The 14,030-nt window shown below is 68.6% G+C and carries 12 protein-coding genes; 8 read left to right on the forward strand and 4 right to left on the reverse strand.

Annotation, left to right across the window (positions count from 1 at the left end; translation table 11 throughout):
* Positions 1-65: 65 nt before the first annotated feature.
* The 4 genes from LTV02_RS28005 to LTV02_RS28020 all read left to right on the forward strand — a co-directional run bounded on the left by LTV02_RS28005 (position 66) and on the right by LTV02_RS28020 (position 4,326).
* Positions 66-299 carry a hypothetical protein gene (locus LTV02_RS28005; RefSeq protein ID WP_067723001.1) on the forward strand — a complete coding sequence of 78 codons (234 nt, stop codon included), beginning with the start codon at positions 66-68 and terminating at the stop codon, positions 297-299.
* 434 nt (positions 300-733) lie between these two features.
* Complete coding sequence (locus LTV02_RS28010; protein WP_233034824.1) at positions 734-1,357, forward strand: resuscitation-promoting factor Rpf1 domain-containing protein; 624 nt, start codon at positions 734-736, stop codon at positions 1,355-1,357.
* A gap of 155 nt (positions 1,358-1,512) precedes the next feature.
* A complete protein-coding gene (locus LTV02_RS28015) occupies positions 1,513-1,701 on the forward strand; it encodes a hypothetical protein (RefSeq protein ID WP_067722999.1) in 189 nt (62 codons plus the stop codon).
* Between the two features lie 285 nt (positions 1,702-1,986).
* Positions 1,987-4,326 carry a helicase-associated domain-containing protein gene (locus tag LTV02_RS28020; RefSeq protein WP_408639266.1) on the forward strand — a complete coding sequence of 780 codons (2,340 nt, stop codon included), beginning with the start codon at positions 1,987-1,989 and terminating at the stop codon, positions 4,324-4,326.
* Positions 4,327-4,592: 266 nt separating this feature from the next.
* Here the strand turns inward: LTV02_RS28020 and LTV02_RS28025 are convergent, their stop codons facing one another.
* Positions 4,593-5,123, reverse strand: coding sequence for an LppU/SCO3897 family protein (locus LTV02_RS28025; protein WP_067722998.1), 531 nt, complete (start codon positions 5,121-5,123; stop codon positions 4,593-4,595).
* Positions 5,124-5,428: 305 nt separating this feature from the next.
* A complete protein-coding gene (locus LTV02_RS28030) occupies positions 5,429-6,988 on the reverse strand; it encodes an endoglycoceramidase I (RefSeq protein WP_233034826.1) in 1,560 nt (519 codons plus the stop codon).
* A gap of 276 nt (positions 6,989-7,264) precedes the next feature.
* Between LTV02_RS28030 and LTV02_RS28035 the strand changes: the two genes are divergently transcribed.
* The 4 genes from LTV02_RS28035 to LTV02_RS28050 all read left to right on the forward strand — a co-directional run bounded on the left by LTV02_RS28035 (position 7,265) and on the right by LTV02_RS28050 (position 11,882).
* Entirely contained in the window at positions 7,265-8,923 is a 1,659-nt protein-coding gene (locus LTV02_RS28035; RefSeq protein ID WP_067722995.1) for a DNA repair helicase XPB, read from the forward strand.
* Positions 8,924-8,960: 37 nt separating this feature from the next.
* Entirely contained in the window at positions 8,961-9,629 is a 669-nt protein-coding gene (locus LTV02_RS28040) for a DUF3239 domain-containing protein (protein ID WP_233034827.1), read from the forward strand.
* Positions 9,630-9,774: 145 nt separating this feature from the next.
* Positions 9,775-10,413, forward strand: coding sequence for a LysE family translocator (locus LTV02_RS28045; protein WP_233034828.1), 639 nt, complete (start codon positions 9,775-9,777; stop codon positions 10,411-10,413).
* Between the two features lie 50 nt (positions 10,414-10,463).
* Positions 10,464-11,882 carry a M1 family metallopeptidase gene (locus tag LTV02_RS28050; RefSeq protein WP_332909539.1) on the forward strand — a complete coding sequence of 473 codons (1,419 nt, stop codon included), beginning with the start codon at positions 10,464-10,466 and terminating at the stop codon, positions 11,880-11,882.
* A 16-nt stretch (positions 11,883-11,898) separates the two neighbouring features.
* Here the strand turns inward: LTV02_RS28050 and LTV02_RS28055 are convergent, their stop codons facing one another.
* Both LTV02_RS28055 and LTV02_RS28060 read right to left on the reverse strand, forming a co-directional pair.
* A complete protein-coding gene (locus LTV02_RS28055) occupies positions 11,899-12,495 on the reverse strand; it encodes a LysE family translocator (protein ID WP_233041726.1) in 597 nt (198 codons plus the stop codon).
* Between the two features lie 318 nt (positions 12,496-12,813).
* Entirely contained in the window at positions 12,814-13,989 is a 1,176-nt protein-coding gene (locus tag LTV02_RS28060; RefSeq protein ID WP_233034829.1) for a pyridoxal phosphate-dependent aminotransferase, read from the reverse strand.
* Positions 13,990-14,030 lie beyond the last annotated feature (41 nt).

Below are 14,030 nucleotides of genomic sequence, written 5' to 3' on the forward strand. Positions count from 1 at the left end.
ACGCGATTGCCTTCGAGTCTACCCCGGTGTGAATAGCGCGAGCACATGAGTTTTACGGTCTGAATGTGCCAGATTCCTCTTCCGAGCAGACTTCGCGCAGGTCCGCGAACTGGCTGCTCTATCTCGCCCTGACGCTGCTGTCCGTGGGATTGCTGGCGGTGATCGCGGCCTTCGGCATCGGATTGCTGACCGATTACGAGCCGGGCGCGTGGCTGTACCTGGTGGCGATGGCGGGCACCTCGTCCGGGTTCCTGCTGGCCCTGGTGTTCGCCCTGTGGTCGGGCCGCCGCGCGCGCTGACGGCACCTCACCGAGATCATTACGCAGCGGTGAGCGACACGTCCGGTTGCCCGGTTCGTTACCCCGCTACACCTGTGATCTTCATCACATAACAGAACGGTCACAGCGGGGTGACAGCCCCCTATCGGCGCGGACTCGCCGTGACCACCTGCACAGAAGCGAAACGGAACCGCTTGCGCCGGTTAGGGACCCACCCGGACACGACGGTTACCAAATGGTGATTTTTCCCGGGGACCGTCGTAATGTCTCTCACCAGCCGGGTCAGCCCGGCGCCACCGGCCCGCCGCACCGAACCTCACCCGCGGGCACGGACCCCAACTGGAACCAGGGTGAGGGCGAGGAACAGCGCGCACCAGCGCGCCGGAGCGGACGACCTCTCAGTTCGCCCCCGGTAGTCGGTCTCGCAGGAGCGTACGAGAGGAAACGACCAGAACATGAGTGGACGCCATCGCAAGCCGAGTAACACCGGCCGCACCGTCGCCAAGGTTGCCCTGACGGGTATCGCCCTCGGCGGGGCCGGAGTCGCACTGGCCGGAAACGCCAGCGCGGCACCCGACTCCGACTGGGATCGCCTCGCTCAGTGCGAAGCCGGCGGTAACTGGGCCATCAACACCGGCAACGGTTTCCAGGGCGGGTTGCAGTTCTCGCCCAGCACCTGGACCGCCCACGGCGGCGGCGAGTACGCCGCGACCGCCAACCAAGCCACCCGCGAACAGCAGATCGCGGTCGCCGAGAAGGTGCTCGCCTCGCAGGGCTGGGGCGCCTGGCCCTCCTGCTCCTCGAGCCTCGGCCTCTCCAGCGGCGCCACCCAGCGCTCCGTACCCTCCGCCGACACCGCGCCCAAGTGGAATCCGCAGGCCGCGCAGGAGCAGGTGGCGGACAGCAGCCAGCAGGTCTTCCAGGCCGTGGACCGCGCCATCGAGATCGTCCAGCAGCAGGGTGTCAACATCCCGCAGCAGGCGCTCGACTTCCTCAACGCCACCAAGGCCAACAACACCAAGCTGGACCCGGCGGTCGTGAACTTCTTCGAAGCGAACAAGGGTTTCCTGCCCCACTAGGACCCGCGCGTTCGCATTACGCAAATGCCCCGCATCAATGGCGATGCGGGGTATTTGTGTGCTCGGGGCCCGATTCCGGCCCGATCATCGTGCGGCGGGCAAACTTCCGGGTGCCGGACGGTGCCGTCCGCGAGGGCTCATGCCAGAATGAGCGCGTGGTGAACAAGACGAAGAAACCCTATGTGGACAACGGCTGGCCCGAGACGGCCAACGGCGATCACGCGGTCACCGAGCTCTCCTCGACCCGCTCCGGCAGCCTCTCGCCCTACGGCGAGGACACCGAGTTCCCGCTGCCGGCCGATCAGCTGCCCTACGTGCACCCGCACACCGTCATCAATCGCTGACGGCTCTCACCGGCATCTGATGCGGTCAACGGCGAGTTCCGCTTCCCAGCGGCCGCCGCGCACCCGACGTCTGTCGCCCGCGGCGGCCGTTGCACCGCGTCCCCGAACACCCGAGCGCCGTATCCCCGTCGCCTTCGCGACCGGATGCGCGTCGCTCCCAGCTGTCCCGGCGCCGGTCGGCCGCGCCGCGATCCCCGCAGCGTTCGCCGACCGCCCGACGACCCCGGGCACCAGGACTACTTCTACCTCGCAGCGGCCGGGGACCGGCCGCCCGGATCGGACGCAGTGACCGATACCGCAACTCCCACCGCAGGTTCCGGTGATGCCATGACCCAGGCCGTCCCGGACGGTCCGGCGCTGTCCGAGTGGCTGGCCAAGCGCAGTGACGAGGATCTGGTCACGCTGCTGCAATTGCGGCCGGATCTGGCCGTGCCGCTGCCCGCTTCGATGGCGGTGCTGGCCGCCCGCACCGAACAGCGGGCCTCGGTGCTGCGCGCCACCGACGAATTGGACACGCTCGACTTCGCGGTCATCGAAACCTTGGTGGTGGAAGGCGCGGCCGATGGGCGGCGCGCGCAACCGGTCCCGCGCACGCGGTTGAAGAAACTGCTCGGGGATCGGGTCACCGCGGTCGCGCTGGGGGCCGCCATCGAGCGATTGCGCAGCCGTGCGCTGGCCTGGGGGCCGGACAAGGCGCTGCGGCTCACCCCCGCCGCGCAGGAGGCGCTGCCGTGGCCGCTGGGCAGCACCACGGAACTGCCGGACGCGCTCACCGAACCCGAGATCGTCACGGCGCTGGCTGAATTGCCGCCGCCGGAACGCGGGCTGCTGGAGAAGCTGGCCGCCACCGGGCCGCGCGGGCGCACCCGGGACGCCGCGCCCGGCACGCCCGAGGATCGGCCGGTGCAGCGGCTGCTGGCGCGGCGGCTGCTCAATTGGATCGACGAGGAGACGGTGGAACTGCCGATCTCGGTCGGTCAGGTGCTGCGCAACGAACCCGTCACCGATCCGCACGCTTTGACGCCGCCGCAGGCGGAGCAGCAGAAGTACGCGCCCGCCGATGTGAACGCGGCGGCGGCCGGCGAGGTCGGCGAACTGCTGCGGCACGCGGGCGATGTGCTGGAGGTGCTGGGTCGCGGACCCGCGCCGGTGCTGCGCTCCGGCGGGCTCGGGGTGCGCGAATTGCGCCGTATCGCAAAGCAAACCGGTATCGACGAGAACCGCATCGGGCTGATCGCCGAGGTGCTCGCGGCGGCGCGGTTGATCGACAAGGGCAGTCCCGAACCGATGCCCGACGGCGATGGCGCCGACGACTTCTGGGCGCCCACCACCACGTCCGACGCCTGGTCGGCGGTGGTTCCGCCGCGCCGCTGGGTGGTGCTGGCGCAGGCCTGGCTGGACCTGGACCGCTGCCCGTGGATGATCGGCCTGCGGGACGCCAATGACAAGCCGCTGGCGGCGCTTTCGGCGGAGCTGCGCAATGTGCACGCGGTGCGCGATCGGCGCGCCATTCTGGGCCTGCTGGCCGAATATCCCTCCGGCACCGCGATTTCCGCCGCCGATCTGGGGCGGGTGCTGGCGTGGCGGCAGCCGCGCTGGCGGCGGCACTATCGGCTGGAGGCGGTCACCAATACCCTCGCCGAGGCGCAGGCGCTGGGCCTGGTGGCGCGCGGCGCGGTCACCTCGGCGGGGCGGGCGCTGCTGCACGGCAGTCCCGAGGACGCCGAATCGGAGATGGCGGCCGCGCTGCCGGAACCGGTGGATCACGTACTGGTGCAGGCGGATCTGACGGTGATCGCTCCCGGCCCGCTCACCCCCGAACTCCAGGACCGCGTCGCCCTGGTCGCCGATGTCGAATCAGCGGGCGCCGCAACGGTTTACCGCCTCAGCGAAACCTCGGTCCGGCGCGCGCTCGACGCCGGCGCGACGGCCGCCGAGCTACACAACCTCTTCACCACCCACTCCCGCACCCCGGTCCCGCAATCGCTGACCTATCTCATCGATGATGTGGCCCGCCGCCACGGCCGCCTGCGCGCGGGCATGGCGCAGTCCTTCCTCCGCAGCGAGGACCCGACCCTGCTGGCCGAAGTGCTCGCCGCCCCCGTGGCCGGCCAGCTGGCCCTGCGCGCCATCGCCCCCACGGTCGCCATCTCCCAGGCTCCGCTCGGCGAACTCCTCGAACAGCTACGCGCCGCCGGTTTCAGCCCCGCCGGCGAAGACTCCTCCGGCGCGGTGGTCGACCTCCGCCCCCGCGGCGCCCGCCTCCCCGCCCGCAACAACCAGCGCCCCGGCTGGCGCCCCAATCCCCCCAGCACCGAACAACTCCAATCCCTGGTGGCCGAACTCCGCGCCGGCGAACGCGCCGCCAGCGCCCGCCCCGGCCAGACCGTCCGCGCCGACGGCAGCCGCACCAGCACCGCCGCCACCCTCAACCTCCTGCAACTGGCCGTCCGCACCCGCCGCCCCGTCCACATCGGCTACGTGGACGCCTCCGGCGTAGCCACCCAGCGCATAGTCGAACCCCTCAAGGTCGGCGGCGGCCAACTCGACGCCCTCGACCCCGTAACCGGCTCCGTCCGCCACTTCACCCTCCACCGCATAGCTTCGGTCGCCCTCGTCGAATAACCCCGAAACGAAAACAGCCCCCGAACTCTGAACGAGTTCGGGGGCAAAGCTTTCGGAGTAAGAGGCCGAAGCCCAGCCTCCCCGCTGAACGGATTCGGGGCGAAGCCAGACCTCCCACCAACGAGCTCGAGGCGAAGCCCGGCCTCCCCGCCCGAAGCGATTCGGGCGAAGCCCGCCCGTTCCTTCCGAGCGGGTTCGAGACGAAGCCCGTTCGTCCCTCCCAAGGGGGTTCGGGGGCGGAGCCCCTGAGAGTCCCGAGAGTTGGGTTATCCCTTGGGGTTGCCCAGGCAGAAGGTCACCTTCGGGTCCGGGACGACGCGGAAGCCGATGGCGGTGGTGGCGTCGCAGAGGAATTCGTCGGCTTGGCCGTCGATGCGCTTGGTCACCTTGAAGGAGGCTTCCGGGGCGGTGCAGGCTACGTACTTGTACCCGGTGGTGGCGCTCTCGTTGTAGCAGGCGCCTTCCTTGAAGTTCGGGGTCAGGCACAGGAACGCGGTGGTGCCGCCGTTCAGGGTCTCCTCGTAGGAGGTCTGCTCCTCCTTGCAGTCGACCTTCTTGTCATTGACCTGCGCCACCTGGTAGACCGCCTTCTCCGAGGAGCAGGCGATGGGCTCGGTCTTGGAGTCGACGGCCGACCCCTCGATGACATTGATGCAGTCCCCGACCTTCGCCTTGGCGGTGTCGGATTTGCTGGCGTCCTTGATCATCGAACACCCGGTCACGGCCAGCGCGGCGACCGCTATCGCCACCAGGGCGAGCACGAGGCGCACGACGAACCTCGTTCCTGCGAACTTCACTAGCGAAAACCTTTCTCACCGAACGGGTTCACGGCTGCCGTGAACGCGGTGAGCGTACCCGGGCAGGCCCGGCTACCGCATCAGCCTGGCGGGGGTATGTCAGATGCCGGTCATCCGGAGCCCGCCCAGCGCCATGAACGAGAGGTTGAGAATGGTGGGCAGCAGGCGCTGAAGCATCTGCAGGGCAAGGATGTTGTTGTCCACGAGTGTTCCCTCTCGATTCGGTCATGCGTCCAGAAGTGGCGCCGTGCACTGTGTCGTCACGGGCCCGCCGGCCGTTACACGGCGAGCCCGATCGCTCCGCCTCAGCCGGCCGAACCCGAGCCTACCGACCCCGTCGCACCGGAACCGCTTCCCGCCGAACCACTTCCACCAGATCCGCTCGCCGAACCACTGCCGCCCGAGCCGCTCGCCGATCCGGTTCCGATCGGCCCGCTGGGTACCGTCGCCCCGGCCGAACCGGGTCGGTTGATGTACACGGTGACCGGACCCGGGCCGTTCGCCGTCACGGTCACCCAGCGCGCATCGGCCGCCGAGGTCACCGTGCCGCCGTCCACCCGCACCGCATACCCGCCCGGATAGTGCAGATCGGACACGTAGATCTCGGTCTGCCCGGTTCCCGCCCGCGGCGTGTACCGGTAGGCGAAGTCGCCATTGCTCGCATCGAAGATCATCCGCCCGGGCGTCCCGGCCGTGGCCTGCGGATAGGTGCGCACCAGTTGCCGCCCGAGGTCCCCGAGGAACGGATCACCCTTCGGCCCGCCCGCACCGAAGCGCGAGCTGTAGTGCCAGTACTGCCAGCCGATGAATCGCTCGTCGGCCCGGGTCAGCGTATTGCTGACCACGGTCGCGTCGCCGTCGCCGAATTCGGTGACCAGCGTGGGCAGATGGGTGCGCGCGGTGAAGGCGTCGATATTGCCCCAGGTCTTGTCCTGCTGCGGCCCGCACAGCGCGCGCAATGCCTCGGGCAGCCCCAGGTAGATGGCCAGCTGACTCGGAATGCAGTAGTCGTGCGGCGCGAAGGCGATATTCGGCGCGGTGATCGGCGGATTCTTGCCCAGATTGGTGGGCATGGTCTCGTTCCAGGTCACATTGGGTTCCCAGAAGACGTTCACCGCGCCGTCCCCGGCCCGCACCGCATCGGTCAATTTCTGCATGGCCGCTTGATATTTCACGTCGAAGCCCGGGCAGCCGTCGGGGAAGCAGGACAGGAACGCCGTGCCCGGCCACGGCTCGTTCAGCAACTCGATGCCCAGCACGCCGGGATGCCCCTGCACCCGCGCGGCCAAGGCTCCGAGCGCCTGCCCGAGGTAGTCGAGCACGCCATTGCTGTTGTTCCACACCTCGTCCCAGCCACGATTCATGCTGGGCATCAGGTAATAGAGCGGGAATCCGATATTGGGCTCCAGCGCGCCGGGCCGCGCCGTGAGCGACCATTCCGGGAAGCCGTTGCCGTTCCAGATCTTCGACAGCCCGTCCTGGTGATTGTCGAGCAAGGTGTGAATCCCGTACTGCGCCAAGGTATCCACGATCCCCGCGACCCGATCGAGGTAGGCGGTGTCGACCACGCCGCGGGTGGGCATGAGGCCGTCGAAGGAGATCCCGAGCCGCACGGTGTTGAACCCGTGCCCGGCGAGCAGTGCCGCGTCGTCCGCGGTCAGCGTGAGCCCGTCGCCGGCTTCCAGGTAGGGCGCTTCCTTGTCCACATTGTTGACGCCGTGCAGCAGCACCACCCGGCCGTTGGCGTCGACGAAACTCCCGCCCTCGACGTGGACGGCCCGGGCCGCCGCTCCCGCCGGGGCCGCCGTCGCGGCCGGGGTGCCGGTCAGCGCCAGCACGCAACCCAGTGCGGCCGCGGCCGCCATCCAACCTCTGCCGTCGATTCGCACCGGGCACCCCTGTTCAGTTTCTGGTCAATCGTTCATATGGACGCACGTCCAGTAATGCGGGTGATCGTAGCCACCTGAATTGGGGTCTTGATCGTTTTCGGCGAATCCGCTGGGTAATCCACCCGGCGCGGGAATCGATGAGGTGTCATGCGGCGTTGTCGGTAACCGACGCAAAGCACGCGGCCGGGCTGTCGGAGCCATCAGGAAGAATGGACCACGGCCCGTTCGAGGCCGCACTCACCAGGAGGTGCCGTGACCGACGGTCCGCTGATCGTTCAAAGTGACAAGACGCTGCTGCTCGAGGTCGACCACGAGTCGGCCAATGCCGCGCGTCAGGCCATCGCGCCGTTCGCCGAGCTGGAACGCGCGCCGGAGCATGTGCACACCTATCGCATCACCCCGCTGGCGCTGTGGAACGCGCGCGCCGCGGGGCACGACGCCGAGCAGGTCGTCGACGCCCTGGTGAACTTCAGCCGGTACGCGGTGCCGCAGCCGCTGCTGGTCGACATCGTCGACACCATGGCCCGCTACGGGCGGTTGCAGCTGGTCAAGCATCCCGCGCACGGTCTGGTGCTGGCGAGCCTGGACCGCGCGGTGCTGGAGGAGATCCTGCGGCACAAGAAGATTCAGCCCATGCTGGGCGCGCGCATCGACGACGACACGGTCATCGTGCATCCCTCCGAGCGCGGGCGGATCAAGCAGATGCTGCTGAAGGTGGGCTGGCCGGCCGAGGACCTGGCCGGTTACGTCGACGGCGAGGCGCATCAGATCGATCTGGACTACGCCAGCAGCGACTGGCATCTGCGCGACTACCAGGAACTGGCGGCCGACTCGTTCTGGGCCGGCGGGTCCGGCGTGGTGGTGCTGCCGTGTGGCGCGGGCAAGACCATGGTGGGCGCGGCGGCCATGGCCAAGGCCAAGGCAACCACGCTGATCCTGGTCACCAATACCGTGGCGGGGCGGCAGTGGCGGCGCGAACTGCTGGCCCGGACCTCGCTGACCGAGGACGAGATCGGCGAATACTCCGGTGAGCGCAAGGAGATCCGCCCGGTCACCATCGCCACGTATCAGGTGATCACCCGCAAGACCAAGGGCGAGTACCGGCATCTCGAGCTGTTCGACAGCCGGGACTGGGGACTGGTGATCTACGACGAGGTGCATCTGCTGCCCGCGCCGGTCTTCCGGATGACCGCGGATCTGCAATCGCGCCGCCGGCTCGGCCTGACCGCCACGCTGGTGCGCGAGGACGGGCGCGAGGGCGATGTGTTCTCGCTGATCGGGCCCAAGCGCTACGACGCGCCGTGGAAGGACATCGAGGCGCAGGGCTGGATCGCCCCGGCCGACTGCGTGGAGGTGCGGGTGACGCTCACCGACGCCGAGCGCATGGCCTACGCCGTCGCGGAGCCGGAGGAGCGCTACAAACTGTGCTCGACGGCGCGCACGAAACTCCCGGTGGTGGAATCGATTCTGGCCCAGCACAAAGGTTCGCCCGCACTGGTCATCGGCGCGTACCTGGATCAGCTGGACGAGCTGGGCGAACACCTGAACGCGCCGGTCATCCAGGGTTCCACCCGCACCAAGGAGCGCGAGGAACTCTTCGACGCGTTCCGGCGCGGGGAGATCCCGGTGCTGGTGGTGTCGAAGGTGGCGAATTTCTCCATCGATCTACCGGAAGCGTCTGTGGCCGTACAGGTTTCGGGCACCTTCGGGTCCCGTCAGGAGGAGGCGCAGCGGCTGGGCCGCCTGCTGCGGCCCAAACACGATGGCGGCCAAGCTCACTTCTATTCGGTGGTGGCACGTGACACGCTGGATGCCGAATACGCCGCGCACCGGCAGCGTTTCCTTGCGGAGCAGGGGTATGCCTATCGCATCACCGATGCGGACGACCTGCTGGGGCCGGCTATAGGATAACTGGAGGATTAGCCTCCGGAAGGCGAGGGGAACGCACGTGCGACGCTTCGAATTCGCGGTTGACCGTGAGCATGCCAGGGCGGTCAACGAAGTGGTCGCCTACCTGCGGCGGCTGCGGTTGCTCGCGATCGGGGCGGCGGTGGCGCTGGGCGTCGGCACGGCGTTCCTGGTCTGGCTGAACCACCCGTGGTCGTACCTGCTGGCGGTGGCGTTCCTGCTGGGCGCGGGGACGGCGCTGTTCATCGGACTGTGGACGCCGTACCGGGGGCGGGTGGAACGGCTCTACGCGACCGGGGAACTGGTGCCGGCCGTGGTGTCGGAGACCAACGGCAAGGGCGCGACCCTGCTGGCGCTCATCGACGTTTCCAAGCCGAGCACCGACGGCCCGCGCTACGCCCTGGTCACCCGCACCGTGCGCTCCCTGCCCGGCCATCGCGCCCGCGAAGGCGAACGCGTCCCCGCCGTCACCGTCCGCATCGACCGCGCCCCCGGCTCGGTCGGCGACCTGTGGCAGTCGGTGAGCGCCATGCCGATCGCCTGGGGCACCCGCGACCTCAACATCATCGACCGCGCCCGCACCGCCATCCGCGAAGTGGAATGGCAACTGCTGACCGACAATCTGGACCTGGCCGCCAAGGTCCGCCGCGTCGACGCCAAACGCCTCCTGCTCGACCCGCGACAGCTCCCCGAAGAGCTGCGCGGGTAAGCGCGCACCCGGCCGAGGCCGCGCTCCCGCAGTTCATAGAGGCAAGCCCGAAAGTCTCCACGGTTGGGGTTTCAGGGGGAACCCCTGAGAGTCCGAGAGTTGTCATACTCTCGAATTCACTTGCACCACTTCGTAGAATGATTCGATGATCCCAGCTTCGCACCTGCTGGCGTTCGTCGTCGCAGCCACCGTCATCATCGTGATTCCCGGACCCGGCGTGCTCTTCGTCATCGGGCGGGCCCTGACCGACGGGCGCAAGGCCGCCCTGCTCTCGGTGGCCGGGCACGCCATCGGCGTGCTGGTCGTGTTGTGCCTGGTCGCGGCGGGTTTGGGCACCGTCCTGGCCGCCTCGGCCGTCGCGCTCACGGTGGTGAAGCTCGCCGGTGCGCTCTATCTGATTCACCTGGGTATACAAGCCATTCGCGAGCGCCGGTCCCTGCGCGACGCCCTGCTGAGCAAGACCGAACCGGTGCGCGGCAAACGCCTGTTCCGCCAAGCCATCCTGGTCGGGCTCTCGAACCCCAAGGCGATCATCTTCTTCTCGGCGGTGCTGCCGCAGTTCGTGGACCCCGAGTCCGGCCCGCTGCCCTTGCAGCTCCTCATTCTCGGCGTCATCTTCCTGCTGATCGCCATGGTGTCCGACAGCGCCTGGGGCCTCGCCGCCGGCACCGCGCGCGCCTGGTTCGCGCGGTCCCCCAAGCGCCTGGAGGCGGTCGGCGGCGCGGGCGGCGTCATGATCATCGGGCTGGGCGCCAGCGTGGCCGTGTCGGGTACGAGTAACTGACAAAACGGGCGACTAGGCTCGCGGGGGTAGAAAACAGCAGGCGAGAAGGGGTGGCCCAGCACATGGCGCACGGGTGGCGGCGGTACACGGTGCTGGGCGCGGCATTGCTGACGATGGCGAGTGCGGTTCCCGCGCAAGCGGATACGGCCGACCCGTTCACCGGCGCGCCCGGCCTGAACGACCCCTACTATCCGATGGACGGCAATGGCGGCTACGACGCCAAGCACTACGACGTCACCATCGGCTACGCGCCCGACACCCATCGGCTGACCGGATCCACCCGGGTGGACGCGGTGGCCACCCAGGCCCTGCGCACCCTGAACCTGGACTACAGCGGCCCCGCGGTCACCAAGGTGTCGGTGAACAATCTCCCCGCCTGGTTCGACCGTGCCGACGAACACGAACTGGTGGTCACCCCGCTGCTGCCGCTGCTCCCGGGCCTGCCGTTCACCGTGCAGGTGGAGTACGCGGGCGAGGTGACCTCGACCGAGGGCGAGGGCTGGGTGCTCTCCCCCAGCGGCAGCGCTTTCGTTGCGGGCGAACCGCATTCGGCGACCAGCTGGTATCCGCTCAACGACACCCCCATGGACAAGGCCACTTTCAGCCTGCACGCCACGGTGCCGCAGGAGTGGGAGGTGGTGTCGATCGGAGTGCGCACCGATGACGCGGTGCGGGACGGCATGCGCACGGTGGACTGGGAGATGCGTTCGCCCGTCATTGGCTATCTGACCACCATCGCCATCGACCGCTTCGAGTTCCTGGAGCAGCGCGCCGCCGACGGCACCCCGCTGCTGAGCGCGTTCGCCCCCGACGCCACCAAGGCGCGCGAGGTCGAATCGCGGCTGCCCGAGATCCTGGCTTTCGAGACCGAGCTCTACGGCCCGTACCCGTTCGAGGCCGGCGGCGGCATCTACGTCGATTCCGAGCTGCCGTTCTCACTGGAGACCCAGTCCCGACCTATCTACGCGCCGTGGACCGACCTGAACACGGTCGTGCACGAGATCGCGCATCAGTGGTGGGGCGATTCCATGTCGGTCAAGCAGTGGTCCGACATCTGCCTGAACGAATGCTTCGCCAGCTACACCGCCGATTACCTGTGGGCGGAACGCAAAGAGGGCAAGGACGTCGATCAGGAGTACCGCGATACCGTCGCCAAGTACCACGACGACCCCAAGTTCTGGCAGTACGCCCTGGCGAATCCCGGTGTGGGCGACGAGTTCACCTCGGTCTACTACCGCGGCCCGCTGTTCCTGCACGCCTTGCGCCGCACCCTGGGCGACGAGGTGTTCTTCACCGCCGTCCGGGATTTCGTGACCGCGCACAAATACGGCAATGCCTCGATGCCCGAGTTCCGCCAGTTCCTGCAATCGCGGACCCCGCACGACCTGACCGGTTTCCTCGCCGCCTGGCTGGATCGCACCGAACCACCGGCCGCCGAATACCTCTACCCCGGCAGCCTGCACGTCTGACCCGGGCGCGGAACCGCTACGCGGGCAACGGCCGCGCCCGATCGGTGGCCACCAGCGCCGCCATCGCTCCGAGCACCGACCCGGTGACGTACCGCTGCGCCCGCAGCCACAACGGCCTCCCCGCAAGGAAACTCGCGATCCCGCCCGCCCCGACCACGATCAATCCGTTGACGCACAACGCGATAACGATCTGCACCGACCCCAGGCACAGGCTCTGCAACCACACCCGTCCCTGTTCGGGCGCCACGAACTGCGGAATCAACGCCATGTACATGATCGCGATCTTCGGATTCAGCAGGTTCGTCACCAGCCCCATGGTGAACAGCCGCCGCACCGGATCCGCGGGCAGCGCGTCCGGCGTGAACACCGAAACCCCGCCCGGCCGAATCGCTTTCCAGGCCAGCCAAGCCAGATATCCCGCCCCGGCCAGCTTCAACGCCATGTACAACCCGGGCACCACCGAGAACACGGCCGTGATCCCGGCGGTCGCGGCCGCCAGATAGACCCCGAACCCGACCGCGACCCCGCCCAGCGACACCAGTCCCGCCCGCCGCCCCTGGGACACGGTCCGCGACACCAGATACATCATGTTCGGCCCCGGCGTCAGCACCATCCCCAGCGCCGCCGCCGAAACCCCGAGCACCGCCGTCGTCACTGTTCCGCCTCCCCGAGACTCGAGCGGACGGCCGACAGCCGCCGCAAACCTCGCACCCGTGCCTGCGGTGAGACGGATACCCGAATTCTGGACGTACCCGGCGAGTTACCCGCATCGATCGAAATCAGTTGTCGCTGAATGCTACGAAGCGGTACAGGCATCATTCCTCGATCCTGGCTTGCCCTACCTATCCTTGTCGCGGTCCACTAGCAGACCAGTGGACTGCCATTTAACGGCAGTTCACACAGGCCAGTGCGCGCCATCACCATGCACAGCTCAGGCTGGCGCGTGGGCCGCGCGCAAGCGGCGGACGCCCTCGGCGAGGGTTTCCTCCTTCTTGCAGAAGGTGAAGCGGATGAGGTGGTTCCAGGACGCTTTGTCGTCGGCGAAGACGCTGACCGGGACCGCGGCCACGCCGAGGCGGGCGGGGAGTTCGCGGCAGAAGGCGTAGGCGTCGGTGGCGCCGAGCGGAGTGATGTCGGCGCAGACGAAATAGGTGCCGTCGCTGCGTTTTACGCCGAAGCCGGCTTCGCGGAGGGCGGCGGAGAGGCGGAGGCGTTTCTCGGAGATGGTGTCCCGCAGCGCGGCGACCCACTGCTGTTCGTTCTGCAGGGCATGCGCCACGGCGGGCTGGAACGGACCGCCGCCGACGAAGGTGAGGAATTGCTTGGCGGCCAGGACGGCGTCCAGCAGCGGGGCGGGCGCACAGGCCCAGCCGATCTTCCAGCCGGTGACGCTGAAGGTCTTGGCGGCGCTGGAGATGACGACGGTGCGCTCGGCCATACCGGGCAGGGTGGAGACGCTGATGTGCTGGTGGCCGTCGAAGTAGAGATGCTCGTACGCCTCGTCGGACATGACGATGAGGTCGTGTTCGATGGCGAGCTGGGAGATAGCCGTCAGATCGGCGCGGGAGAGCACCGCGCCGGTCGGATTGTGCGGCGAATTCACCATCAGCAGGCGGGTATTCGGGGTGATGGCGGCGCGCAGGCTGTCCAGGTCGAGGGCGAACCCGTCGCCGTCCGGCACCAGGCGGGCGGTGCGGCGCTGCGCTCCGGCCATGGCGATGGCGGCCGCGTAGGAGTCGTAGTACGGCTCGATCAGCACCACTTCCTGCCCCGGTTCGACCAGGCCGAGCACGGTCGCGGCAATGGCCTCGGTGGCGCCCACGGTAACCAGCACTTGGCTGTCCGGGTCGTAATGCGTGCCGTAGCGCCGGGCCCGATCGGCGGCGATGGCCTGGCGCAGCGCCGGCACCCCACGTCCGGGCGGGTACTGGTTGAACCCGTCCGCGATGGCCTGCCGCGCCACCTCGAGCATGCCGGCCGGACCATCGGAATCCGGGAACCCCTGACCGAGATTGACCGCGCCGTGCCGGACGGCGAGCTCGGTCATCTCGGCGAAGATGGTGGACGCGAAGGGGCGCAGGCGGGCGACGGTGGGAATCTGCGGCATGACCGGAGAATAGTCGACGCGGTGCGGTCACCCGGACGGCG

Origin of the sequence: Nocardia yamanashiensis, from assembly GCF_021183565.1 — a bacterium.
In the GTDB taxonomy this organism is placed as follows: Bacteria; Actinomycetota; Actinomycetes; order Mycobacteriales; family Mycobacteriaceae; genus Nocardia; species Nocardia yamanashiensis.